Genomic DNA, 23,007 nt, shown 5'->3' with positions numbered 1-23,007 from the left:
GAATTCCGGTCTAGAATAGAAAATCGGCTTCGTGTATGGAGCCGCCATCCCCATATGGGGCGGGAATGGCGGGCAAAAGCCTGCTGGAAAGAGCGTTTGGGTGCAGCGATGACGAAATGGTCGCCGAATTCTTGGAGAGCAAAGCCGATCAAGCAGGTTCCTGCCTATCCGGACCTCGCCGCGCTGAAGAACACGGAAGCCCAGCTCGCCACCTTTCCGCCGCTGGTTTTTGCCGGTGAGGCGCGCAAGCTGAAGAAGCAGCTTGCGGCTGTCGCTGCCGGCGACGCATTCCTTCTGCAGGGCGGCGATTGCGCCGAGAGTTTCGCCGAACATGGCGCCGACAACATCCGCGACTTCTTCCGCGTCTTCCTGCAGATGTCGGTGGTGCTGACCTTTGCCGGCGCGCAGCCGGTGGTGAAGGTCGGCCGTGTCGCCGGCCAGTTCGCCAAGCCGCGCTCGTCCGACAATGAGACCAAGGGCGAGGTGACGCTGCCAAGCTACCGTGGCGACATCATCAACGGCATCGAGTTCGACCCCAAGTCGCGTATTCCCGACCCGGCCCGCCAGGAAATGGCCTACCGCCAGTCGGCGGCGACGCTTAACCTGCTGCGTGCCTTCGCCCAAGGCGGCTACGCCAGCCTGGAGAATGTGCATCGCTGGATGCTGGGCTTCGTCTCCGACAGCCCGCAAGGCGAGAAGTATGGCATGCTCGCCAACCGCATCACCGAGACGATGGACTTCATGAAGGCCGTCGGCATCACCTCGGAGACCAACTACGCGCTGCGCGAGACCGACTTTTACACCAGTCACGAGGCGCTGCTGCTCGGCTATGAAGAGGCGCTGACCCGCGTCGATTCGACCTCCGGCGACTGGTACGCAACGTCGGGCCACATGATCTGGATCGGCGACCGCACCCGACAGCCCGACCATGCGCATGTCGAATATTGCCGCGGCATCAAGAACCCGCTCGGCCTCAAATGCGGCCCGTCGCTGACGACTGACGGCCTGCTGGAGCTCATCGACCTGCTCAATCCGGAGAACGAGCCGGGCCGGCTGACGCTGATCGCCCGCTTCGGCTCCGACAAGGTCGCCGACCATCTGCCGAAGTTGGTGCGCGCGGTGCAGAAGGAAGGTCGCAGCGTCGTGTGGTCGTCCGACCCGATGCACGGCAATACGATCGAGGCTGCCGGCTACAAGACGCGGCCGTTCGACCGCATCCTCAAGGAAGTGCAGACCTTCTTCGAGGTGCATCGCGCCGAAGGCACGCACCCCGGCGGCATCCATGTCGAGATGACCGGCAAGAACGTCACCGAATGCACCGGCGGCGCCCGCGCCATCACCGCCGAGGAGCTGCAGGACCGCTATCACACCCATTGCGACCCGCGCCTCAACGCCGACCAGGCGATCGAGCTGGCGTTCCTGGTGTCGGATCTCTTGAAGAAGAGCCATCCGGTGCAGCACAAGCAGGTGGCTAACGGCTGAACCCGTTTTCAGAATTGAAATGATAAGCGCCAGAGAAATCCGGCGCTTTTTCGTTTGATCAACGCCCGCGTTCCCAGCGCAATCCGTTGAGCCGGGGATCATTGGCGAAGGCGGTTCTGGAAAACTCGATGCGCCTTTCCGGAAATTCGCAGATCCCCTGGACGCCGAGGGAGCCTAGCCGGATGCGCCATGTGTGCGGCTCCAGCGGCTTGGCCTTGGTAAAGCCGCGGCATGTCAGCAGCGCCACATTGACGCCCTTCGGGTCGCGCGCCGAACGGTAACGGATCGCCTCCAGCCCAGCCTCACGCGCGACATCGGCAATCGCCTGGCTGGCGGCATAGTCGGTCGGATGCGTCCAATGGGCCCGATCGCGGTCGAGCGGCGGCCGCGTCAGGTCGATGGCATTGTCGGTACGGATCGCGGCGGCGAAGGCGGTGTATTCGGCGGCGTCGCGCGGCCATGGCGTGTCGGGCGAATCGGCGAAGAACAGCAGGCGGTAGAAGGCCATTTCGGCGACCGCCGTCATGATCGTCTCCGCCGCATAGTAGACGCCCAGGGTGCGGCCGGCGCGGCGGAAGCGCGAGCCGTAGGGATAGATCGAGCCGTAGCGGAAGGGCGTCGCCAAGAGATAGTGGAGATGCCGGCATTCCATGGGGATCTGCGGCTTGGTCTCCTCGATCAGATCCTCGAGCAGCGCCTGTTCGTCCAGCGTGTCGACGATCTTCAGCGTCGAGACGCGGTGCTGCGCCTCGACCATGCGCCAGTATTTGCCGTCGAGCCGGACGGCTTCAGACGAGAGCGCGTCGGGAGTCCAGATAGGCAATGACATCGACAAGCCCGGTAATGGTGAGGATCTTTTCAAGCGGGCTGCCATCGAAAGCCGTGTTGGCGTTCTTCAGCCATGCCCGGGCTATCGTCTCGTCACCGCCGACAATGGCATCGAGCGAACGGAACAGCCGCACGAACAGCACCGCGAGTTCGAACGGCTTGGTGCCGCGCTCCAGCAGGAATTCCTGCCTGCGCATGCGTGAAACCGTGGCTTCCGAGACGCCGATGATCGACGCAAGCACCCTGGCGGTTATATCCAGGAGTTCGGCGGCACGCAGCGTGGCCTTGGTCAGAACCGCGTTTTCGGCCGCCGTCGCGGTGAGATCAGGGGCGGCATTGGGTTGTGTAACAGACATGGCCTCTCTCTTTCCATGGAAAATATAGTCCACTGAAATTCATATGGAAAGAGGCGGGATCCGATAAATTTGCCTGTGCCCGGGAATTAGCTGCACGCCGAAGCGTCAGTCTTTCTTGTATAGCAGCCAGTTCTTGCCGGTGCGGCCGGCCATTGTCGAGTGCCGGGTGACGCGGTTGCGCCCGCCAACCTTGGAGCGGTAGAGCGCCCGGTCCGCCTTGGTGTAAAGATCCTCCGGGCTTTCCGCTTCGGAAGCCATGCAGATGCCCATGGAAACGGTCACCGTGCCGTAATTGGCGCCGGTCTGGCTGCTGGTGAACGGCGTCTGTTCGATCAGCACGCGGATGCGTTCGGCGATCTCGTAAGTGGTATCCTCGCTGGCGCCCTCGACGATCAGCGCGAATTCCTCGCCGCCGGTGCGGGCAACGAACATGTCTTCACGGATGCTGGTCTGGAAGATTTCAGCGACGATCTGGATGATCTTGTCGCCGACCGGGTGGCCGTAGCGATCGTTGACACCCTTGAAATGGTCGATGTCGGCAAGGATCAGGGCGTTGAACAGGATCCCCTTGTTGGAGGTGTAAATCGCCGTGATTTGCTTGTCGAAGGCGCGGCGGTTCCAGATATGGGTCAAGGGGTCGGTGTCGGCGAGCCGCTTGTACTCCTCAAGCTTCGACTTGACGCTCTCCAGTTCCGCCGTCTTGTCGCTCAGCGTGGTTGCAACCTGCTTGCCGTGGTCGAGGGTCGAGTTGGTGGCTGCCGCCATGGCGCTGGCGACCTTCTGCAGCAGATCCTGCGAAAGCAGGCTGCGGTTGGCGAGGCCACTCGACGTCTCATCGAGGATCTTGCCGTATTTCTCGATATGGCTACGTTCGCTGCGCAGCAGCAAGGCGATGTCCTCGAGTTCCCTGGCCAGCACGTCGCGCGCCTGCTCGACAATGCCGGGACCGTGATGCTGGGCAAAGAAAGCGCGGCCGATGCGGTCGAGATCGTCCTGCGTCGGCTGGTTGCCCAGCGCGACGACGGCCAGGCCGAGTTCGCGATTGGCGCCTTTCAGTGCTTCGTAGAAGATTTCGTAATTGCGCGGCAGGCCAAGCACGCCGAGCTGACGCATGGTCGCCACAACGGCTGTTGCAATGTCGCTGTTTCGGTCGGTCTGGACGGCTGCCGGCTGCATGTTCTGTTCACTCTGCCTCTGGGAACCATCGCAGACCGTGCGAGATGCCGCCGACCGGAGAGTGCCAGCCGTATTTCGGATCATCCTGCGAAAGACACGTCCCCAATCGCGACATTCGCTTGGCAACGACCATAGATGCGCCGGCGCTAAAGTTTCCTTAATGTGCCGCCAGGTAACGCGTCCGTTCTACCGCAGGCTGCAGAAATGGTTTGCAAAGATCCTGAGGTCAGGTCCGAACGCGGCCACCCCATGTCGCATTTGCCGGTGCCCGGCTGCGGCAAAACTGAAATCCTCTCGGCCAGCGGCGAAGCCCTGGACGATGGCTGGTGGAGGTAGGGATGAGCAACAACCACAGCGGATCTTGCCTGTGTGGAGCCGTGCGTTTCCAGACGCGAGGGCCGTTGCGCGGCGTCATTTATTGCCACTGTTCGCAGTGCCGCAAGCAGAGCGGGCATTTTTACGCCGCGACCAACGTCGCCGACGGCGACATCACGATAACCGGCGCCGACAACATCAGCTGGTACGAATCGTCTTCCTTTGCCAAGCGCGGCTTTTGCAAGATCTGCGGCTCGGTGCTGTTCTGGAAGCCGGGTCAGGATGCCTATGTCTCAGTTCTGGCCGGATCGTTCGACAACCCGACCGGGCTCGAAGGCCAATGCCACATCTTTGTCGGCGACAAGGGCGATTACTATACGATCGACGATGGACTGCCGCAGTTCGAGAAGTCGACGCCGACAATCAAGGTTGCGGAGGAGTGATTTTGCGGCGGCTGCCTTATTCCCTTGATCCAGCCATTGCGATATCCCCTGCCGGTGATTCGAAGGGGATGCGGCATGCAGCGGCTGATCGGTGCTTACTTCAATTCTGTGCGAGCCTTTCGCAAGCTCGCCGCCAGCGAAAGGGCATTTCAGCAGGAACTGATGCTGCTGGTGCTGGCGCTGCCGCTCGGCTGGTTCGTCTCGGTCTCGTGGCGCGGCTACGCGCTGTTGATCGGCGCGGTGCTGCTGCTCATCATGGTCGAAGTGCTGAACACCGGCATCGAGGCAGCCTGCGATGCCTTCAGTCGCGAGTTCAACGTCGACATCCAGCTCGCCAAGGACTGCGGCTCGCTGGCGGTGCTGATTTCGGTTGTTATCGTCGCCGGCGTCTGGGGAATCGCCCTCATCGAGCGCATCACGGGACTACCGATCTGATCTGAACGCTCCCATATGTTAGTCACCAAAGGAGACTGACGTCGTGGAAGCCAATTTTCTGCTGCTTGAAAGAGCCGGCCTGCCGGAAGACCTGCGCTGGCTGGCGGAAAAATATCCGCGCGAGACATGGCAGGGCCACGCCAACATCCACGGCATGGCAAACATGTGGCTGCAGCGGCACGACATGTTCCGAGAGCTGGGCGGCATGCTCACCAACGGCATTGGCGACTATCGCGAAGGCAGGCTGACGGCGCCGGATTTCGCGCGCTGGTTCGCGCCGCGGCTGAACCACTTTCTCGGCAATCTCGACGGCCACCACAATGTCGAGGACTACCAATATTTCCCGGCTTTCGCCAAGGCGGAGCCGCGCCTGAAGCGCGGCTTCGAAATCCTCGATGCCGACCATCACACCATTCATGAGGGGCTGGAGCGCAACGCCGAGACGGCGAACGCCTTCATCCGCACGCTCGAGGAGAGCGAGGACAGGCAGCGCTTCGCCGCCGACGCCTATGCGGACGAGAACAGCCGGCTGATCGCCATGCTGAAGCGGCATCTGGCCGACGAGGAAGATCTCATCATCCCGCTGATCCTCGATCGCGGCGACCGGGCTCTGGTCGAGGACGACGACTGAACCTTACGATGTGGTTTCGCTGTCGCGGGCGTCCTTGGCGCGCTCCTTACCGGCGATGGTGCGGGCGATGAGCCAGGCAAGGATGGCGACACCCAGACCTATGGCAAGCGCGATCAGCAGCCGTTCGTGATGGAGCAGTGCCTTGCCTATCATCTGCTCGGCGCCGAGGCCGAAGACGTAGCCGATGCCGCAGAACAAAGCCGCCCAGACCAGCGACGACACCGCGTTGAGGATAACGAAGCGCGCTACCGAAATGCTGGCGAAACCGGCCGCGATGCCGCCGACCAGGCGCAGGCCATAGATGTAGCGGTTGGACAGGACGAATATGTTGGGATGGGACGAGACGAGACGGTAGGCGTGGTTGAAGCCGGGCCTCGCCTTCAGTTTCAGCACCCTGGGATGGTCGGCAAAGCTGCGGCCGAGAATGAAGAAAAACGTGTCGCCGACGAAGGCGCCAATGGCGGCCGCGAGGAAAGCCTTCCAGAGGATGAAGACATGCTGATGGGCGAAGAAGCCGCCGAGGATGGCCGCACTTTCGCCTTCGGCGACACAGCCCAGGAAAACCGCGATCAACCCATATTGCTCGATGAGGTGATGGACGATCCCGGTCATTGAGAGGTTTGCCGGCCCGACACTTTTTCGTCTATGCGGTTCACCTGTTCGGCCAGGCGCGCGATGTCCTCGCGCACGCCGATGATCTGGCTGTGGCGCAGTTCGTCCAGCTTTTCATGCAGAGCCATGATCTCGATCTCGGCCTTGAGGTTGACCTCATAGTCATGCGCGGCGTCGATGCGGTCGCGTGCGGCCTGGCGGTTCTGCGACATCATGATCACCGGCGCCTGCAGGGCGGCGATCATCGACAGCACGAGATTGAGGAAGATGAAGGGGTAGGGGTCGAATGAGTCTCGCCCGAGCAGCCACCAATTGGCGCCGATCCACAGCACCAGGAAAGCAATGAAGGACAGGATGAACGTCCACGAGCCGCCGATGCGGGCAATGGCATCGGCGATCCGGTCGCCGGCGCCCTGAAGGCCGGTGAGGCTGTCGTTGATATCCTGCGAGATGGGCTTGCGGTCGACAGTGCTCTGCAACACCCGCCGCTCGAGCTCGCTGAGGCCCTCCGGCGTTCGCCTCAGCCAGCGGTTGGCCAGTTCTGGCACGGTCTTGTGCATGGATGTCTCCATAGGAAAAGCATCGGCTTGGCAGCCTCGTTTGCATATAGGAAGATGGCGTTTCGTCAAAAGCGCGGCGCGAGGATGCAGGATGCCCGATTTCGCGAAGATTCGCGCCCGTGCTGCAAAACGCAAAGGCGGCGACGCCGTGCTGACCTCGCTGCTCGGGCCGGCGCCTGACAATGCTGCTGTTGCCGACATTACGGACGATCGCATCCTGTCGACGATGGCCGAGCGGGTGTTTGCCGCCGGCTTCGTCTGGCGCGTCATCGAACAGAAATGGCCGGGCTTCGAGGAAGCCTTTCTCCATTTCGAGCCGAAACGGCTGTTGTTTCAACCTGATGACTTCTGGCATGACCTGACGGCTGATCAACGCATTGTGCGCAACCCGCAGAAGATCAAATCCGTCCGCGACAACGCCGCCTTCGTTGAGCGTGTGTCGAAGGAACATGGCGGTTTCGGCAAATTCCTCGCGGAGTGGCCTGACGACGACCAGGTCGGGCTGATGGCGTATCTCGGCAAGCATGGCAGCCGGCTTGGCGGCAACACCGGCCAGTATTTCCTGCGTTGGCTGCAATGGGACGCCTTCGTCATCTCGGCCGATATGGTCGCGGCTTTGCGTGACGCCGGCCTCGACATCGCCGAAAGTCCGACGTCGAAGAGGGATCTCGACAGGATTCAGGCGCAGATCAACAAATGGGCGCAGGAAACCGGCCTGCCGCGCCGGCACATCTCGCGCATTCTGGCGATGTCGATCGGAGAGAACCATTCGCCGCAATCGCTGCGGGAATATATGGGCGATGACTGATCACCGAATTGGTCCAAACGAACGCCATTGCCCGGGCAAATTTGCCGCGCTAAACCGCAGGCATGACCCAGAAGACCGCACCCGATATTCTGCGCATCGCCGTTGCCCAGCTCAACCCGACGGTCGGCGATGTCGCCGGCAACCTTGCCAAGGCGCGCGAGGCGAGGGCCGATGCCGCCCGCCAGGGCGCCGACATCGTGCTCTACACCGAGCTTTTCCTTGCCGGTTACCCGCCGGAGGACCTGGTGCTGAAGCCGGCCTTCCTCAAGGTTTGCGAGAAGGCCGCGCAAGACTTCGCCGGAGATACCGCCGATGGCGGGCCGGGCGTCATCATCGGCACGCCGCTGAAGCGCAAGAGCGGCACCCACAATTCGATCATCGTCGCCGATGGCGGCAAGATCCTCGCCGAGCGCTACAAGCTCGATTTGCCAAACTATGGCGAGTTCGACGAGAAGCGCGTCTTCCAGGCCGGGCCCGAGGCTCAGGGACCCGTCAACTTCCGTGGTGTGCGCATCGGAATTCCGATCTGCGAGGACATCTGGGGCGACGTCGGCATCTGTGAAACCTTGGCCGAGAGCGGCGCGGAAATCCTGCTGGTGCCGAACGGCTCGCCCTACTACCGCGCCAAGATGGACGTGCGCCATCAGGTCGTTATCCGCCAGGTCATCGAGACCGGTTTGCCGATGATCTATGCCAATCAGATCGGCGGCCAGGACGAGCTGATCTTCGACGGCGCCTCTTTTGCCATCGGCGCCGACAAGACGCTCGCCTTCCAGATGAGCCAGTTCGAGGAAACTGTCGACGTCACCACCTGGAAGCGCAACCGCGTCGCCGCAGGCGCGCAAAACGCAGAAGAGTTCGACGGCTGGGTCTGCTCGGAAGGGCCGATGTCGAAAATCCCCGAGCGCGAGGAGGCGGACTACCGCGCCTGCATGCTCGGCCTGCGCGACTACGTCAATAAAAACGGCTTCAAGAACGTCGTGCTGGGTCTCTCCGGCGGCATCGATTCGGCGATCTGCGCCGCATTGGCCGTCGATGCGCTCGGCGAGGAGCGGCTGCGGGCGGTGATGATGCCCTACCGCTATACCTCGGAGGATTCGCTGAAGGATGCCGAGGATTGCGCCCGTGCGCTTGGCTGCCGCTATGACATCGTGCCGATCTTCGAACCGGTCGAGGGTTTCCTACACACGCTGGCGCAGCTTTTTGAAGGCACCAAGGAAGGCATCACCGAAGAGAATCTACAGAGCCGCGCGCGCGGCACGATCCTGATGGCGATTTCCAACAAGTTCGGCTCGATGGTCGTCACCACGGGCAACAAGAGCGAGATGTCGGTGGGCTACGCCACGCTTTATGGCGACATGAATGGCGGCTTCAACCCGATAAAAGACCTCTACAAGATGCAGGTCTATGCGCTGTCGCGCTGGCGCAACAGCCATGTGCCGCCGGGCGCGCTCGGTCCCTCAGGCGAGGTGATCCCCAGGAATATCATCGACAAGGCGCCGTCGGCGGAATTGCGCGAGAACCAGACCGACCAGGATTCGCTGCCGCCCTATCCGGTGCTGGACGACATTCTGGAATGCCTGGTCGAGAACGAAATGGGCGTCGACGACATCGTGGCGCGCGGCCACGACCGGGCGACGGTGACGCGCGTCGAACATTTGCTCTACATTGCCGAGTACAAACGCCGGCAAGCGGCGCCGGGTGTGAAGATCACCCGGAAGAATTTTGGCCGCGACCGCCGCTATCCCATCACCAACCGTTTCAGGGATCGCGGCTAAACATCTGATTAAATTGATGAACCTTGGGGGACGCATGTTTATCAGCTATTTCAAGGGAACACCTGAGTATCACATCCTGCGCTTCAAGAACGGCAAGATCAGGGAGCAGGGGCGCGGCATCTCCTTCTGGTACGGCACGTTCGGCACCACGATAGCGATGGTGCCGGTGACGTCGCTCGATAACCCCTTCATCTTCACCGAGACGACGGCGAATTTCCAGGATCTGGCAATCCAGGGGTCGGTCAGCTACCGCATCATCGATCCACTCAAGGCAGCCGAAGGTTTTGATTTCAGCGCCAAGCTCAGCCGTGCCGACGTCGTCGGCGACGGCCGGGAGAAGATCGCCGAGCGCCTGGTGCTTGCGATACAGAGCCGCGCCCGCGCGGTGGTTTCGAGCATGACGCTGGAACAGGCGCTGGCCGAGGTGACCAAGCTCGGTGGCAATCTCGCCGAACTCCTGCGCAACGATCCGATTGCCGCGACCGCCGGCCTGTCGATCGAGGAGGTTCACATCACCTCGGTCCAGCCGACGCCGGAGATCCGCAAGGCGCTCCAGACCGAATATCGCGAGGCGCTGCAGCGCCAGGCCGATGCCGCGATCTATGGGCGCCGTGCCTGGGGCGTGGAGAAGGAGCGCGAGATCAAGCAGAGCGAGCTGGCGACCGAAATCGAGCTTGCCGAACGCAACAAGCTGCTGGTCGATACCGAGGCGCGCAACAAGCTGACGCTTGCCGAGGCGCAAGCCAAGGCCCAACAGCTCGAACTCACCGTCTATTCGTCGGCGCCGGCGCACGTGCTGACGGCGATGGCTTTCAAGGCCTGGGCGGAAAAGGGCGGTTCGGTCGGCAATCTGTCGATCACGCCTGACATGCTCACCAGCGCGCTCAGCCAGCTTTCCACGCCGAAAGCCGGGTCCTGAAAGGCAAGCACGGGTGGCAAGCGACCAGAGCGGCAGGCCGATCGACCGGGTGATCGTCGTCACCCGCAAGACCGAGCTGGAGGAGCTGACGACGCGCTTCAACACGCAGGGACAGGCGCGCTTTTATCTCCGGCAGGCCGGCATGAATTTCGACCCGGTCAAGGCGGCGCATGACGTCTATCACCAGGCGCTCGACCGGGTGATGGGTTCGCTTCCCCAAGGCCTCAAACAGTTGCGGCTCGACCGCGAACTGGTACCGCAGTTCGAATTCGGCTCCGACGCGGTGATCGCGCTCGGTCAGGACGGGCTGGTGTCCAACACCGCGAAGTACCTCCCGTACCAGCCGCTGATCGGCATCAACCCGAACCCGGCGCTTTTCGACGGCGTGCTGCTGCCGTGGAATGCCGACGATACCGAAAAGGTCCTCGGCCTGACGATCGCCGGCAAGGCGAAGCGCCAGGCGGTGGTGATGGCCGAAGCGCGCTCCAATGACGGACGCCGGCTGATCGCCTTCAACGATCTGTTCGTTGGCGCCTCGACGCATGTCTCGGCGCGCTACGAATTGACCTATGGCGGCAGGACCGAGCGCCAGTCGTCGAGCGGCATTATCATCTCCACGGGCGCCGGCTCTACCGGCTGGCTACGCTCGGTGATGGCGGGCGCCGCGGGACTGGCTGCGGCCTATGGTGACAACTCCGTGCCGACCGTGCCGCCGCAAGGCTATGACCGCGAAGGCGAACAGCTGTTCTTTTCGGTGCGCGAACCATTTCCGAGCAACACGACCGGCGTGTCGCTTGTGCATGGCGTCATCACCCGCGACCGGCCGCTGGTGGTTTCTTCGCGGCAGAGCAGGGGCGGCGTAATCTTCAGCGACGGGATGGAGCTCGATTTCGTCGAGTTCAATTCCGGCACCGACGTGACCATCGCGATCGCCGACCAGAAGGCCTATCTCGTGGTGCCGTAAGCGCGCCAGGTCGGTAACCAAACCACGGGCCGGACCGAAATTCGGCCGCCCTCATTCTTTGCGAGGCACCATGCCCGACTCTGAGATCAGCTTCGACATGTCACGGATCGACTTCCGGGCGACCTCCGACCTGTTGATGGCGAGTTATTGGGGCGCCGGCCGCAGCGATGAGTTTCATCGCCGCGCTTTTGCCAACTCGTTCTGCACCGCGGCCTATATCGATGGGAACCAAGTCGGTTTTGGCCGGGCCATCACCGACCGTACGGTGTTTGCCTATCTCGCCGACATCATCATCTGGCCGCAGCATCGCGGCCAAGGCATTGGCACGCAACTGGTGCGGGCGCTCATCAACCACCCTGAACTCAGCACGGTCTCGCACTGGAGCCTGTCGACCAGTGACGCGCATGGCCTTTATGAGAAGCTGGGCTTCAAGGCATCGATCGACGGCCGCTACATGCGCCTCGATCGCAACCCGGAATGAGGCATAGCGAGGGGGTTGACCGGCTGTTGTTGCAAGATAACCTCACTGGTTGGACCAGTTACGCTTTGCCACGTGCCCGGCCTTGGCGATCCTTCATGGCGTCTCTATAAGGACCGCTCCGCAAGTGCCTTGCGGGAGGTCCGAATGGCAGTATTTCACATGGTAATGCGAGGCCGCGAAGCCTAGGTCTCACCTGGCGTCCGGCGAAGGTTTGTCCTTCGCACCGATGCCGGGTCGAGCACAGGCTTCTGCCGATGCCGGTCGCCACCCGGCAAATCGGGCGCGCCGCCACCTATGCCGAACCTCCGCAGCCCCGGGCGAATTGCCCAGCGCGGTTTTCAATTTCAGACCTTACCGGGACCGGGCAGATTTGCGCCCGGATGACAACATGGCTCGTTTCCGAATCGATCTGCGTGCAAGCGCCTTTCGCAGCGTTCTTAGCTTCACGCTCAGCCACTGGCGGCGCCAGCCGTGGCGGCTTTCGCTGATCATGGGCAGCTTCCTGCTGTCGACCCTGGCCGACGTCTTGACGCCGCTCTATTCCGGCCGGCTGGTCGACGCCGTCGCCAGCAGTGCGTTGGCTGACGATGTCGCGTGGAATGCGGCAATGGCGGCGTTCTCCGCGCTCATCGCTTTGGCGCTGACCGGCGTGGTGCTGCGCAACCTGGCTTTCATGGGTATTGTCGAACTGACGCTGAAGATGATGGCCGACGTCGCCGCCGACGCGTTCCATCGCGTGCAGCGCTTCTCAACCGACTGGCACGCCAACAGCTTTGCCGGATCGACGGTGCGCAAGGTCACGCGCGGCATGTGGGCTCTCGACCTGCTCAACGACACCATCCTGATTGCGTTGCTGCCGTCGGTCGCCATGCTGGTCGGCTCGACGTTGCTGCTCGGCTGGTTCTGGCCGCTGATGGGGCTGGTCGTGGCAGTCGGCTCGCTGCTGTTCATCACCGTGACGGCGCTGCTGTCGCTCGGCTATGTCGCGCCCGCGGCACGGCTCGCCAACATCTGGGATACGCGGCTTGGCGGCTCGCTTGCCGATGCCGTGAGCTGCAATGCCGTGGTCAAGGGTTTCGGCGCCGAGACGCGCGAGGAAACGCGGCTTGCCAAGGTCGTCGCCAAATGGCGCGCGCGGACCAGCCGCACCTGGGCGCGCGGCACCATCAACGGCACGACGCAAGGCGCCATGCTGCTGGTGCTGCGGACGGCAGTAATCGGCCTGTCGCTGATGCTGTGGGCCTGGGGCCAGGCAAGTGCGGGCGATGTCGCCTTCGTGCTGACCTCGTTCTTCGTGCTGCAGGGCTACCTCAGGGACATCGGCACGCATATCCGCAATTTGCAGCGTTCGGTCAACGACATGGAGGAACTGGTCGATTTCCAGTCGCAACCGCTCGGCGTCGAGGACCGGCCCGGCGCCAAGCCGATCCGGATCACGCATGGCCACATCGCCTTCGATAACGTCACCTTCCACTATGGTAGCCATCGCTTGCCGCTCTACCGCGACTTTTCGGTGGAGATAGCGGCGGGCGAGCGGGTCGGACTGGTCGGCCATTCCGGCTCGGGCAAGACGACCTTCGTGAAGCTGATCCAGCGTCTCTATGATGTCAGCGGCGGCAGGATCCTGATCGATGGCCAAGACATCTCCCAGGTTGCACAGGCGTCGCTGCGCGCGCAGATTGCCATCGTCCAGCAGGAGCCCATCCTGTTCCACCGCTCGCTGGCGGAAAACATCGCCTATGCCCGTCCGGACGCCACGCAGGCCGAGATCGAGCATGCCGCCAAGCTCGCCAGCGCGCACGACTTCATCACCGGCCTGCCGAAGGGCTACGGCACGCTGGTCGGTGAACGCGGCGTGAAACTGTCGGGCGGCGAGCGCCAGCGGGTGGCGATCGCGCGCGCCTTCCTGGCGGATGCGCGCATCCTGATCCTGGACGAGGCGACATCGAGCCTCGATTCGGAATCGGAAGTGCTGATCCAGCAGGCGATGGAGCGGCTGATGGTTGGCCGCACGACGCTGGTCATCGCTCACCGTCTGTCGACGGTGCGGGCGCTGGACAGGCTGCTCGTGTTCGACCGTGGCAAGATCGTCGAGGAAGGCTCGCATGACGAGCTGATCCGGCTGAAGGGCGGCATCTACCGCCGCCTGTTCGAGCGGCAGGCGCTGGAACTGACCAAGGGCCTGGTGATCTGAGCTGAACGCAGAGCCCTATCCGAGGGATAGGGCTCTGCCTGGTTCATCCAGGCATTCGCTCGAATGGCTGAAGCGCTGGGTCGATCGTGTCCCAGGCGTGGCCGCGCACGGTGTAGGTGACCGCCTGCGGGTCGAACTGGCCGGGATCATCGAGGCTCGTGGCCTGGATAGCCGTCACCTCCGGCATGGCGACGAACGTTACGTAGACCGGCGTGCCGCAGGTCGGGCAAAAGGCCTGGGCTTTTTCATTGCCGCTGTCGGCGATCATCCGCCACGTGCTCGGCTCGCCGGTGATCTTTACGTCAGCGCGCCGGCCGAAGGTCACATAGGAACAATGGCCAGTACCGCTGCGCTTTTGGCAATCGAGGCATTGGCAGTGATTCTGAAAGATCGGCTCGCCGCTGGCCTCATAGCGGATCGCGCCGCAGGCGCAGCCGCCGGTAAAGTGCCTGGTCATTGTCGTTCTCCCGCTGTCAGATTGCTTCAGGCCGATTTCGGCTTGGCGAACAGGTCGATGCCTGTGCCGGTTTCGAGGAAGGATTTCATGCTGGACAGCACGGCCGGCCAACCCTGGCTGATGCCCTTGGCCATGCCGCTGCCGGCTTCGAGCTCGTCATGGCTGACGGTCAGCTTGACCATGGTGTCGTATTCCTCGATGGCGAACGTCACCTGGCTGTGCTTGGTCGGATCGTCGGCCTGCGAGGCGTTGGCCCAGCTCATGACCAGCCGGGTTGGCGGCGAGATTTCGACGACCTTGCCAACGAGTTCGACGGTCCGTTCGTCATTGGCGCGGATGTGTTCCCATTTCGAGCCGGGCTTCCAGTCGGAGACGTTTTCGTGGCCCCAGTAGCGCTTGGCGATATCGGGCCTGGTGATGGCTTCGAACACCTTTTGTGGCGTCGATCTGATGTAGGTCACGTAGACAAAACTGGTGGTTTCCCGGGTCATTGGTCGTCTCCTTCGAGTTCTTGTTTCAGGTCGTGCAGCAGGCTCAGCCGCTGCCGTTCGAATTTTCGCACCCACCGCTCGTAGACTTCGTGCAGCGGCACGGGGTTGATGAAATGCAGCTTCTCTCGGCCACGCTTGACCGTGCTGATCAGATTGGCCGCCTCCAGAAGATCGATGTGCTGGGTCGCGGATTGCCTTGCCATGTCGAGGTTTTGGCAAAGCTCGCCGAGCGTCTGGCCGTTCTTCTCACACAGAAGATCGAGCAGCCTTCTGCGGGTCGGGTCGCCCAGCGCTTTGAAAACCTTGTCGGCGTCCATCGGTCTCACTCATCTTGAAGACACAATATGCAGGTAAATACCTGCATGTCAAGCTGTGGCTAAGCTTGGCCTGAAGGGGAGGGATTTATAGTGTCGGATTGCTGGCGCGCGGAGCGAAGCACCGAGCCCGGAATCGGGGCAAGAACCGGTGCGGGCGCGCAGGACTATGCAGCGGTGGCTGTGAGCTAGGCTCTAACGACGAACTTGTCGGGATCGGCGCAGAAATGGGCGATGATCTGGCAGAGGTCCGGCTCGTTGACCATGCGTACGGCCTCGGCCCCATTGACCCATTTGCGGGTGCGCGCGCGCTTTTCCTTCCAGCGGTCGGCAACGTGCTCGACCTGCAGCGGAAACACCAGCACTTCGCAAGGGACTTCCTCGCCGGACGCGAGGGCCTTGGCGTAGAAGTAACGACCGGCCTCGAAAAGCGAAATCTTGCCACGCAATCCGGCTTCCTCGCCCGCCTCGCGCGCCGCTGCCTCGCAGAGCGGCTCCCTGGCCTCGGGCCAGCCCTTCGGCAGCACCCAACGCCCGGTGTCTCGGCTGGTGATCAGCATGATCTCGACGCCGTCTTCGTTATTGCGCCATGGCAAAGCGGCAACCTGCAGGCGACAAGGCGAAGTGCCGAAGAGCTTGCGGACCCTTTCAGCCAGATGGTCGTGTGTCGCCGGTGTCGTCAGCATCAGTGAAAGCTACCCCAGCCCTCAGAATCGTTAGCCGCCGTATGAATCTTACCGACAAGTGTAAGTCTTAAAAGTAAAAAACATCACACCGACCCGTCAAACTCCGCCAACAGCTGTCGATTCGACAGAATATTGTCCCTTCCAGTGCCTGTTTTCATAGCAAACGGGGCGGGTTTGGCCGTCTGGGCAGAAATGGGGGCTGGCGCGAATCAGCCGGCGTGATCGTCGGCGATCGGCTTCTGGTAGGTAAAACCCATGTCCCAGGGAAAGTAGATCCAGGTGTCCTGACTGACTTCGGTGATAAAGGTGTCGACCAGCGGCCGGCCTTTCGGCTTGGCGTAGACGGTGGCGAAATGCGCCTTGGGCATCATGGCGCGCACGATGCCTGCCGTCTTGCCGGTGTCGGTGAGGTCGTCGATGATCAGCACGCCCGCGCCATCATCGGCGAGCAGCGCCGGGGTGATCTCCTTCAGCACCTGCAACTGCCCTTGGCTGGTGTAGTCGTGATAAGAGGCGACGCAGACCGTCTCGATGACGCGTATTCCGAGTTCGCGCGAGATGATGGCGGCGGGAACCAGGCCGCCACGGGTGATGCAGACGATGGCCTTCCACTGACCCTTGTTGGCGCCGGCAAGCCGCCAGGCGAGCGCCCGGGCATCGCGGTGGAACTGGTCCCAGGAGACCGGAAAGGCTTTTTCGGGAAGGGACATTCTGCACTCCGCGCGCAACATTGTGGAATGCGCGCGGAATTAACTGGAAAGTCAGGGCATTGGCAAGGGCGGGGCCAGCTGTGGAGTTACCGCGACAAAAAGGCCGCAACCGGCACGCTGCGCAACACGGTGCGCGTGACGCCGCCGAACAAAAGCTGACGCAGCCAGGAATGGCTGTAGGCGCCGAGCACCAGAAGGTCGGCTCCGGTCTCGGCGATCCGGGTCTGGATGACGTCATCGACCGAAGCATTACCCGATTTCTGCACCGACACGCTGACCGTTGCGCCATGCCTGGAGAGTGCCGCGGCGATCTCGGCGCCGGCGGCTTCCGGGTTGTCATCCAGCGTATCCGGCGGATCGATGACCAGAATGTCGGTCTTTTCGGCCTCGATGATGAAGGGCAGCGCGTCGAAGGCGGCACGCGCCGCCTCCTTGCTGCCGTTCCAGGCCAGCAGCACATGTTTGAATGTGGTGACCAACGGCCCCTCATGCGGCACCACCAGCACTGGCCGGCCGGCATCGTAAACCAGCGTGTCGACATCGGCGCTCGTGTCGCCCCCGGTCTCGCGCTGCGCGGCAATAATCAGATCGGCGGCGCGCACGCTGGAAATACCCGTCAGCGCGCTGTCGCCGGAAAAGCTCTCGAGGCTGCGCCATTCGAAGGAAAGGCCGGAATTCTCGATCCGCCCAACGAAAAGCGCCTGCAATTTCTCGGCGCGCTCGCGGTTCATGTCGGCGGAGACCTGCAGGAACTCAGTGTCGGGGAAGCCGGTTGCCGAGGTGTAGGGAACGGGCAGCGCTTCGGCATGGATGCCGATGAGATGGCTCTCGAACCGGTCGGCAAGCGGGATGGCGCAGTCGAGCACGCGTTCGGCGTCCTGTTCGTTCTGCAATATGGCGACGATGGTCTTGAAGCGCATGCGAAATCCCTCAAATCTGCCAGCGCGTGCTGCGCCCGAGGGAAAACGTGGGAGTGCGGTGCTTGGTTCCGGCCCGGCGATGGTCCGCGAACCCAGGGTCAATTGGCGGCGGTGAAGCCGGCCACCATCGCCTCGACGTCCTTGCGTGCCGAATCCAGCGCCTCCTGGCTGCGGGCGCGGACCACCAGCTCCGTCCAGAATTTGCCGTCGCCATATTTCGGATAGGAGCCGATGATGGTGTCGGGATGCGCCTTCTGGATGTCGCCCAGGGGACCGCCGATCAGGCCTTCGCCGAACGGGCAATGGACGGTGGCCGACAGCATCTTGGTGCCGGCCTTCAGCGTCGGCACGACATTGTCGAGCATGGCCTGGAAAATCGCCGGCACGCCGGCCATGACATGGACGTTGCCGATGCGAAAGCCGGGCGCGACGGAGACCGGATTGTCGATATGGTCGGCGCCGCGCGGCATGCGCGCCATGCGCTTGCGGGCCTCGGTGTATTCGATGCCGCGCGCGGCATAGCTCTCGCCCAGCATGGCATAGGCCTTGGCGTCGTATTCGCACGGCACCCCAAAAGCCTTGGAAACGGAATCGGCGGTGATGTCGTCATGCGTCGGGCCGATGCCACCGGTGGTAAAGACATAGGTGTAGCGGGCGCGTACGGCATTCACCGCAGCGACAATCTCGTCCTCCTCGTCGGGAACGATGCGCACTTCCTTCAGGTCGATGCCGATGGCCGTCATGATGTCGGCGAGGTGGCCGATATTTTTATCCTTGGTGCGGCCGGACAGAATCTCGTCGCCGATGACAAGCATGGCGGCAGTGACGATTTCAGGCATGGAAGGCTCCGGCAAACAGGCCCGTTGGCAGACAAGGTCGCCTGAGGCAGAAAGAAGGTCGCCTGAGATAGCGCGCCATCGAACTGGCGGCAATGCCGACACAAGCCGCCATCTGCCTTGCCGAGCGTTCCTCAGTGGGTGATGGTGCGCGCCGGTCCGCTTCCCGGGTGAAAACATGCTGGTATCGATTCTGCTTTGGCTTGTCGCCGGCCTGTCCGTGCTGGCTCTCGTCATCGTGGCCTGTCTGATGGCCGCTACGCTCTGGATTGCCGCCAAGGCCGAAAGGCTGGTGCCGGCCAGCGGAAACTTCGTCGAGATCGACGGCAGCCGCATCCATTATGTCGAAACGGGCGAGGGACGGCCGATCCTGTTCGTGCACGGACTTGGCGCGCAACTCCACCAGTTTCGCCACACGCTGTTTGAGCGCTTTGGCCCTGGCTACCGCCTCATTGCACTCGACCGGCCGGGATCGGGCTATTCTGTTCGCGCGCGAGGAGCCACCGGCCGTCTGCCTGAACAGGTCGAGATCATCAGGCGCTTCATCGAAACACTCGGGCTGGAAAGGCCGCTCGTGGTCGGGCACTCGCTGGGGGGCGCCGTCGCGCTGACCCTGGCCTTGGAGCATCCCGGCGCGATTTCCGGCATCGCCTTGCTGGCGCCGCTGACGCATCTGGAAGCCGGCGCCCGCGAGAAAGCGGGCCTGCTCTATATCCGTTCGCGGCTTTGGCGCTGGATCATGGCCTACACCGTCGCGATACCGACAAGCCTCAGATATGCGCGGCAGACACTGGAGTTCATCTTCGCGCCGCAGGCCGTTCCCGCCGACTACATGATCGATGGCGGCGGATGGCTCGGGCTGAGGCCAAGCCATTTCCATGCAACCTCCACCGATTTCGTAGCGGTCGAACAGGATCTTGGCCGCATCGAAGAGCGCTATGAAGAGATCGCCATGCCGGCCGGCATTTTCTTCGGGACAGCCGATCGCGTCATCGCCATGCGCATACATGGGGAGCCGATGAAGGACAGGATCGAAGGGCTCGATTTCGAGACGGTCGAAGGCCTCGGCCACATGCCGCAATTCGTCGAGCCGGACCGCGTCATCGCCTTCATCAAGCGCATTGCCGAGCGGACATTCGCCGGCCAAGACCTCACCACAGCCTCACAACAATTTCACTGAACCATTCGGCTGATATCCGGTTTTACCCCGTGTCGCACCCAAGGCGGCGGATACGGAGTAATTCAATGTACAGGAAAGTTTTTGCAGCATCCGTGCTGACGATCGGTCTTGCCACATCGGCGATGGCGCAGTCATCGGACAGCACGTATTCCAACCATCACAGCTGGTGGCCGTTCGGGAACGAGCAGTCATCGACCGTCGACCAGAGCACCACCGGCAGCATCAATGCCGACGGCAGCCAAGGCTATGGCGGCGCTACGGGGCCGTGCGCCTCCGACCCGTCAGGACCCTATGGAAATGTGAGGCCCAACGTGAACGATCAATATTGCGGCAAGTGATCAAGCCGCGGCTTCGACTGACCGGCAGGATGTCCCGCCTGTTTGTTTTGACACGCAATTCCCAAGGGAATTGCTTAGGCGAGCATCCATGGCCGGCAGCGAAAGCTGAGGGGCAAGGATCAGTCGGAAACTTCGGTCTGCGGCCGGTCGCGGCCGTCGGCCAGTTCGTCGTGCCACTTGCCTTCGGCATCCTCATACTGGATGCCGTCCGTGGCGCCGGCGATCTGCTGTTCGGCCGAGGCGATCTCGGCGGCGCGCAGCGCATCCTGGTGGGTCGGGAATGTCTCCGAGAATGTCGAACCGACCTTGTAGGCCCAGCCCCCGTCATGCTCGACGATCTTGTAAGTCAGCTTCGCCATGGAATCCTCCGGTTCGTCCGTCCGCTCAATGCGGCCCGTTTTTCATTGCAATTTGGGCTTCAATGCAACTTGGCGTCTGGCAGCCGGTCTTCGGGAACCAGCACTTCCGATTCCTTGGCCGCTTCGATCAAAGCCCTGCGTGCATCGGCCGTCGAACGATAACCTTCCAGCACTTTGAGGCAAGTGTCGAGAGCATCACGATGGCGCGGGCCGCGATTGAGCGGCCACACCGTCATCAGACACTCCGCCGCTTCCTGGGTGCTGCGGATCTGGCGATATTTGCCGACATGGCCGAGTTCGACCACGACCGGGGTTTCAAAAGGTTTGTTATCCATGATGGCCGCAACGCAAAGCAGCCAATATGGTTGCAAAAATGGCCGTCAGCCTGCGCCCAAACGTCTCACCAACCGCAATCGTTGGTCTCAGTAACCGCAGTCGTTGCGCAGCCAGTGGGCGTTGGCCCAGCCGGTCCGTCCGCCGATTTCGACCTGGTACCAGTTGCCCCGGCGGTCGAAAATCTCGGTGTGGTCGCCGTTGAACAATTGCCCGATCATGCGCGACGACGAGTTCGGCCGTGCGCGCACGGCGAGAAACCCGCTGCCGGTATCCAGATCGTAGTGCCTGGACAGGCCGTGCACCGTGCCTTCGCAATATTGCGCGCCGACCGGAGACGACGCGGCGAACGACAGTGCGACCACCAGAGCGGCGGCTGCCGGATAGATTGCCCTTGATGCCATGGACTTTGCTCCCAACCCGGCCGCCAAGGCGGCCTACCCCCAGGGACTATAGCGGGCGGATTAAAGCGAAGCTGCGGCAATCTGTCCAGCAGATGCGTTTGGCGCATCCGTCGGCGCTGCCTGTTCAGCCCTTCGTCCAATGCTGCATCGTCGTCACCGAGCGGGCAAGCTGCGGCGCGGGATGGATTTTTTCGCTGAAGGTGGCGGCGGCGCGCCAGCCCCAGCGCGGATCGGCGAGGAAGGCGCGGGCCAGCGCCACCATGTCGGCGCGGCCGTCGGCGACGATCGCCTCTGCCTGCGAGGGATCGTCGATCAGGCCGACAGCCCGTGTCGGGATGCCGGCGCCCTTGCGCACCGCTTCGGCCAGATGCACCTGATAGCCGGCGCCGGTCGGCAGCTTCTGCAACGGCGAATTGCCGCCGCTCGAACAGCAGATATAGGCAACATTAAGCGCCTTCAAGGCTTTGGCCACCTCGATCGCCTCGTCGACCTCGAAACCGCCATCGACCCAGTCCTTCACCGACAGGCGGGCGCCAAGCATCAGGTTTGGAACTGCCTTCCTCACCGATTTGGCGATCTCGATGAGGAAACGCATGCGGTTTTCCAGCGAGCCGCCCCAGCGGTCGGTGCGCTGGTTGGAAAGCGGCGACAGGAACTGGAAGATCAGATAGCCGTGCGCGGCGTGCAGCTCGAGGAAGTCGAAGCCGGCGCGCTCGGCCCGCCTCGCGGCTTGAGTGAAGCGCTCGACAAGCTGCAGGATTTCATCTTCCTCCAGCGCATGCGGCACATTCCAGCCGGTGTCATAGGCGATGGCCGAGGCTGAGACGGTCTGCCAGGGATCCTCGCCCGGCTGCAATGGGCCGCCGCCCTCCCAGGGCTTTCGGTTGGATGCCTTGCGGCCGGCATGGGCAAGCTGAATACCGAATTTCGTTTCCGGCGCGGCGACGCGCCTTGCTGCATCCAGCGTGCGCCGGGCGGCCGCCTCGTTGTCGTCGGAATAGAGGCCGAGGCAGCCATGGGTGATGCGGCCGCGCCGTTCGACGTCGGTCATCTCGACGGTGACCATGCCGGCGCCCGACATCGCCAGGTTCATCCAGTGATAGAGATGCCAGTCGCTGGCCGAGCCGTCTTCGGCGGAATACTGGCACATCGGCGCCACCGCGATACGATTCGGAAAGGTCAGGCCATCGAGGGCGATCGGCTGGAAAAGCGCTGCGGTCATCAAAAAACTCCGGAGAGGGACTGCAGCTATTTAGGCGATGGCAGTTGCCGGCACCAGACACGAGGCGGTGAAAGCTTCGCCGTTTCGGTTGCGCGCAAAACCGTTCGCGGTTACGCCATGGCGCCGACAGCTTGGAGCTCATCATGGAAGATCGTATCCGCATCCGCTCGGAGGAAGTCCTGTCCGACGACTGGGCGGTTCTGAAGAAGACCGTCCTCGATTATCGCCGGCGCGACGGGCAGTGGGAGACGCAGATTCGCCAGACCTACGACCGTGGCGACGGCGCGGTGATCCTGCCTTTCGATCCCGAGCGTCAGACGGTGCTTCTGGTGCGGCAGTTCCGCTACCCCGCCTACGTCACCGGCCACCGCGAACCGCTGATCGAGGCCTGCGCCGGCCTGCTCGACAAAAACGATCCCGAAACCGCCATCCTCAAGGAGGCCGAGGAAGAGCTCGGCTATCGCCTACAGAACATCGAGCGGCTGTTTTCCCCCTATATGAGCCCAGGCAGCGTCACCGAACGGCTGTGGTTCTTTGTGGCGCGCTATTCACCCGCCGACCGCATCTCGGCCGGCGGCGGCGCGGCCGACGAGGGCGAGGACATCGAGGTTCTGGAAATGCCTCTTGATGAAGCGCTGGCCGGCATTTCAGACGGCCGCATCATCGATGCCAAGACGATCATCCTGATCCAGCATTTGAAACTGTACCCGATGAAGGGCTAGCTCGGCGAAGCTCGACGTGCCTCACTGCTGCGGGCAGGGTGGCACGTCCACTT

Annotated in this window: 29 protein-coding genes; 13 read left to right on the top strand and 16 right to left on the bottom strand. The window is 62.6% G+C overall.

What is annotated here, in order from left to right; genetic code table 11:
• The first annotated feature begins 108 nt into the window (after positions 1-108).
• The gene (locus tag AC3EMP_RS23110; RefSeq protein ID WP_023688326.1) at positions 109-1,482 is read left to right on the top strand and encodes a class II 3-deoxy-7-phosphoheptulonate synthase; all 1,374 of its coding nucleotides are present in this window, start codon (positions 109-111) and stop codon (positions 1,480-1,482) included.
• 58 nt (positions 1,483-1,540) lie between these two features.
• On the opposite strand, the gene AC3EMP_RS23105 is transcribed toward AC3EMP_RS23110, so the two are convergent.
• The 3 genes from AC3EMP_RS23105 to AC3EMP_RS23095 all read right to left on the bottom strand — a co-directional run bounded on the left by AC3EMP_RS23105 (position 1,541) and on the right by AC3EMP_RS23095 (position 3,842).
• Positions 1,541-2,311 (bottom strand): RES family NAD+ phosphorylase, encoded by a 771-nt coding sequence (locus AC3EMP_RS23105; protein WP_023688327.1) that lies wholly within the window; start codon positions 2,309-2,311, stop codon positions 1,541-1,543.
• The gene (locus AC3EMP_RS23100; protein WP_023667557.1) at positions 2,271-2,666 is read right to left on the bottom strand and encodes an MbcA/ParS/Xre antitoxin family protein; all 396 of its coding nucleotides are present in this window, start codon (positions 2,664-2,666) and stop codon (positions 2,271-2,273) included. Before AC3EMP_RS23100 ends, AC3EMP_RS23105 begins: the two co-directional genes overlap by 41 nt.
• A gap of 105 nt (positions 2,667-2,771) precedes the next feature.
• On the bottom strand, positions 2,772-3,842 hold the full coding sequence (locus AC3EMP_RS23095; protein ID WP_023821397.1) for a GGDEF domain-containing protein: 1,071 nt from the start codon (positions 3,840-3,842) through the stop codon (positions 2,772-2,774).
• Positions 3,843-4,180: 338 nt separating this feature from the next.
• On the opposite strand from AC3EMP_RS23095, the gene AC3EMP_RS23090 reads away from it, so the two are divergent.
• From AC3EMP_RS23090 to AC3EMP_RS23080, 3 genes are all read left to right on the top strand, one after another.
• Positions 4,181-4,600, top strand: a complete 420-nt coding sequence (locus AC3EMP_RS23090) for a GFA family protein (protein WP_023667555.1) — start codon at positions 4,181-4,183, stop codon at positions 4,598-4,600.
• A gap of 75 nt (positions 4,601-4,675) precedes the next feature.
• Complete coding sequence (locus AC3EMP_RS23085) at positions 4,676-5,035, top strand: diacylglycerol kinase (RefSeq protein WP_023667554.1); 360 nt, start codon at positions 4,676-4,678, stop codon at positions 5,033-5,035.
• A 43-nt stretch (positions 5,036-5,078) separates the two neighbouring features.
• Positions 5,079-5,666 (top strand): hemerythrin domain-containing protein, encoded by a 588-nt coding sequence (locus tag AC3EMP_RS23080; protein ID WP_023667553.1) that lies wholly within the window; start codon positions 5,079-5,081, stop codon positions 5,664-5,666.
• Between the two features lie 3 nt (positions 5,667-5,669).
• Here AC3EMP_RS23080 and AC3EMP_RS23075 read toward each other — a convergent pair whose 3' ends face one another.
• Positions 5,670-6,278: a DedA family protein gene (locus AC3EMP_RS23075; RefSeq protein WP_023753306.1), complete on the bottom strand. Its 609-nt coding sequence runs from the start codon at positions 6,276-6,278 to the stop codon at positions 5,670-5,672.
• The gene (locus AC3EMP_RS23070) at positions 6,275-6,838 is read right to left on the bottom strand and encodes a DUF1003 domain-containing protein (protein WP_023688332.1); all 564 of its coding nucleotides are present in this window, start codon (positions 6,836-6,838) and stop codon (positions 6,275-6,277) included. Before AC3EMP_RS23070 ends, AC3EMP_RS23075 begins: the two co-directional genes overlap by 4 nt.
• Before the next feature lie 91 nt (positions 6,839-6,929).
• Between AC3EMP_RS23070 and AC3EMP_RS23065 the strand changes: the two genes are divergently transcribed.
• The 6 genes from AC3EMP_RS23065 to AC3EMP_RS23040 all read left to right on the top strand — a co-directional run bounded on the left by AC3EMP_RS23065 (position 6,930) and on the right by AC3EMP_RS23040 (position 13,982).
• Positions 6,930-7,646 (top strand): DNA-3-methyladenine glycosylase I, encoded by a 717-nt coding sequence (locus AC3EMP_RS23065; protein ID WP_023695415.1) that lies wholly within the window; start codon positions 6,930-6,932, stop codon positions 7,644-7,646.
• A gap of 62 nt (positions 7,647-7,708) precedes the next feature.
• The gene (locus AC3EMP_RS23060; RefSeq protein WP_352596596.1) at positions 7,709-9,424 is read left to right on the top strand and encodes an NAD+ synthase; all 1,716 of its coding nucleotides are present in this window, start codon (positions 7,709-7,711) and stop codon (positions 9,422-9,424) included.
• Positions 9,425-9,458: 34 nt separating this feature from the next.
• Positions 9,459-10,343 carry an SPFH domain-containing protein gene (locus tag AC3EMP_RS23055; RefSeq protein WP_023701171.1) on the top strand — a complete coding sequence of 295 codons (885 nt, stop codon included), beginning with the start codon at positions 9,459-9,461 and terminating at the stop codon, positions 10,341-10,343.
• 13 nt (positions 10,344-10,356) lie between these two features.
• Complete coding sequence (locus AC3EMP_RS23050) at positions 10,357-11,307, top strand: diacylglycerol kinase catalytic domain-containing protein (protein ID WP_027050400.1); 951 nt, start codon at positions 10,357-10,359, stop codon at positions 11,305-11,307.
• 70 nt (positions 11,308-11,377) lie between these two features.
• Positions 11,378-11,788 carry a GNAT family N-acetyltransferase gene (locus AC3EMP_RS23045; RefSeq protein WP_023710609.1) on the top strand — a complete coding sequence of 137 codons (411 nt, stop codon included), beginning with the start codon at positions 11,378-11,380 and terminating at the stop codon, positions 11,786-11,788.
• Between the two features lie 388 nt (positions 11,789-12,176).
• Positions 12,177-13,982: an ABC transporter ATP-binding protein gene (locus tag AC3EMP_RS23040; protein ID WP_352711424.1), complete on the top strand. Its 1,806-nt coding sequence runs from the start codon at positions 12,177-12,179 to the stop codon at positions 13,980-13,982.
• A gap of 43 nt (positions 13,983-14,025) precedes the next feature.
• On the opposite strand, the gene AC3EMP_RS23035 is transcribed toward AC3EMP_RS23040, so the two are convergent.
• From AC3EMP_RS23035 to AC3EMP_RS23005, 7 genes are all read right to left on the bottom strand, one after another.
• Positions 14,026-14,439, bottom strand: coding sequence for a GFA family protein (locus tag AC3EMP_RS23035; protein ID WP_023695410.1), 414 nt, complete (start codon positions 14,437-14,439; stop codon positions 14,026-14,028).
• Positions 14,440-14,465: 26 nt separating this feature from the next.
• On the bottom strand, positions 14,466-14,930 hold the full coding sequence (locus AC3EMP_RS23030) for an SRPBCC family protein (protein ID WP_023688339.1): 465 nt from the start codon (positions 14,928-14,930) through the stop codon (positions 14,466-14,468).
• Entirely contained in the window at positions 14,927-15,247 is a 321-nt protein-coding gene (locus AC3EMP_RS23025) for an ArsR/SmtB family transcription factor (RefSeq protein ID WP_023688340.1), read from the bottom strand. The genes AC3EMP_RS23030 and AC3EMP_RS23025 overlap by 4 nt, the downstream gene beginning before the upstream one ends.
• Positions 15,248-15,432: 185 nt before the next feature.
• A complete protein-coding gene (locus AC3EMP_RS23020) occupies positions 15,433-15,930 on the bottom strand; it encodes an NUDIX hydrolase (RefSeq protein ID WP_023667541.1) in 498 nt (165 codons plus the stop codon).
• A 209-nt stretch (positions 15,931-16,139) separates the two neighbouring features.
• Positions 16,140-16,640 (bottom strand): xanthine phosphoribosyltransferase, encoded by a 501-nt coding sequence (gpt, locus tag AC3EMP_RS23015; RefSeq protein WP_023667540.1) that lies wholly within the window; start codon positions 16,638-16,640, stop codon positions 16,140-16,142.
• An 86-nt stretch (positions 16,641-16,726) separates the two neighbouring features.
• Positions 16,727-17,560 (bottom strand): universal stress protein, encoded by an 834-nt coding sequence (locus AC3EMP_RS23010; protein ID WP_023681540.1) that lies wholly within the window; start codon positions 17,558-17,560, stop codon positions 16,727-16,729.
• A 98-nt stretch (positions 17,561-17,658) separates the two neighbouring features.
• Positions 17,659-18,399, bottom strand: coding sequence for a competence/damage-inducible protein A (locus AC3EMP_RS23005; protein WP_023681539.1), 741 nt, complete (start codon positions 18,397-18,399; stop codon positions 17,659-17,661).
• 175 nt (positions 18,400-18,574) lie between these two features.
• Between AC3EMP_RS23005 and AC3EMP_RS23000 the strand changes: the two genes are divergently transcribed.
• Positions 18,575-19,576: an alpha/beta fold hydrolase gene (locus AC3EMP_RS23000; protein ID WP_352711421.1), complete on the top strand. Its 1,002-nt coding sequence runs from the start codon at positions 18,575-18,577 to the stop codon at positions 19,574-19,576.
• A 65-nt stretch (positions 19,577-19,641) separates the two neighbouring features.
• Positions 19,642-19,914, top strand: a complete 273-nt coding sequence (locus tag AC3EMP_RS22995) for a hypothetical protein (RefSeq protein ID WP_023688343.1) — start codon at positions 19,642-19,644, stop codon at positions 19,912-19,914.
• 119 nt (positions 19,915-20,033) lie between these two features.
• Here AC3EMP_RS22995 and AC3EMP_RS22990 read toward each other — a convergent pair whose 3' ends face one another.
• From AC3EMP_RS22990 to AC3EMP_RS22975, 4 genes are all read right to left on the bottom strand, one after another.
• The gene (locus AC3EMP_RS22990) at positions 20,034-20,273 is read right to left on the bottom strand and encodes a DUF2188 domain-containing protein (RefSeq protein ID WP_023667535.1); all 240 of its coding nucleotides are present in this window, start codon (positions 20,271-20,273) and stop codon (positions 20,034-20,036) included.
• Positions 20,274-20,332: 59 nt separating this feature from the next.
• The gene (locus AC3EMP_RS22985; protein ID WP_032891817.1) at positions 20,333-20,611 is read right to left on the bottom strand and encodes a DUF982 domain-containing protein; all 279 of its coding nucleotides are present in this window, start codon (positions 20,609-20,611) and stop codon (positions 20,333-20,335) included.
• 84 nt (positions 20,612-20,695) lie between these two features.
• Entirely contained in the window at positions 20,696-21,010 is a 315-nt protein-coding gene (locus AC3EMP_RS22980) for an SH3 domain-containing protein (RefSeq protein WP_023691186.1), read from the bottom strand.
• Between the two features lie 124 nt (positions 21,011-21,134).
• Complete coding sequence (locus AC3EMP_RS22975) at positions 21,135-22,232, bottom strand: NADH:flavin oxidoreductase/NADH oxidase (protein ID WP_023681535.1); 1,098 nt, start codon at positions 22,230-22,232, stop codon at positions 21,135-21,137.
• A gap of 143 nt (positions 22,233-22,375) precedes the next feature.
• On the opposite strand from AC3EMP_RS22975, the gene AC3EMP_RS22970 reads away from it, so the two are divergent.
• Positions 22,376-22,954, top strand: a complete 579-nt coding sequence (locus tag AC3EMP_RS22970) for an NUDIX domain-containing protein (RefSeq protein ID WP_023667531.1) — start codon at positions 22,376-22,378, stop codon at positions 22,952-22,954.
• The last annotated feature ends 53 nt before the right edge of the window (positions 22,955-23,007 follow it).

The sequence above is a fragment of the Mesorhizobium sp. P160219 genome, assembly GCF_057786095.1.
Note: the sequence above shows the minus strand (reverse complement) of the source record. Positions and strands in the feature narration are given on the sequence as shown.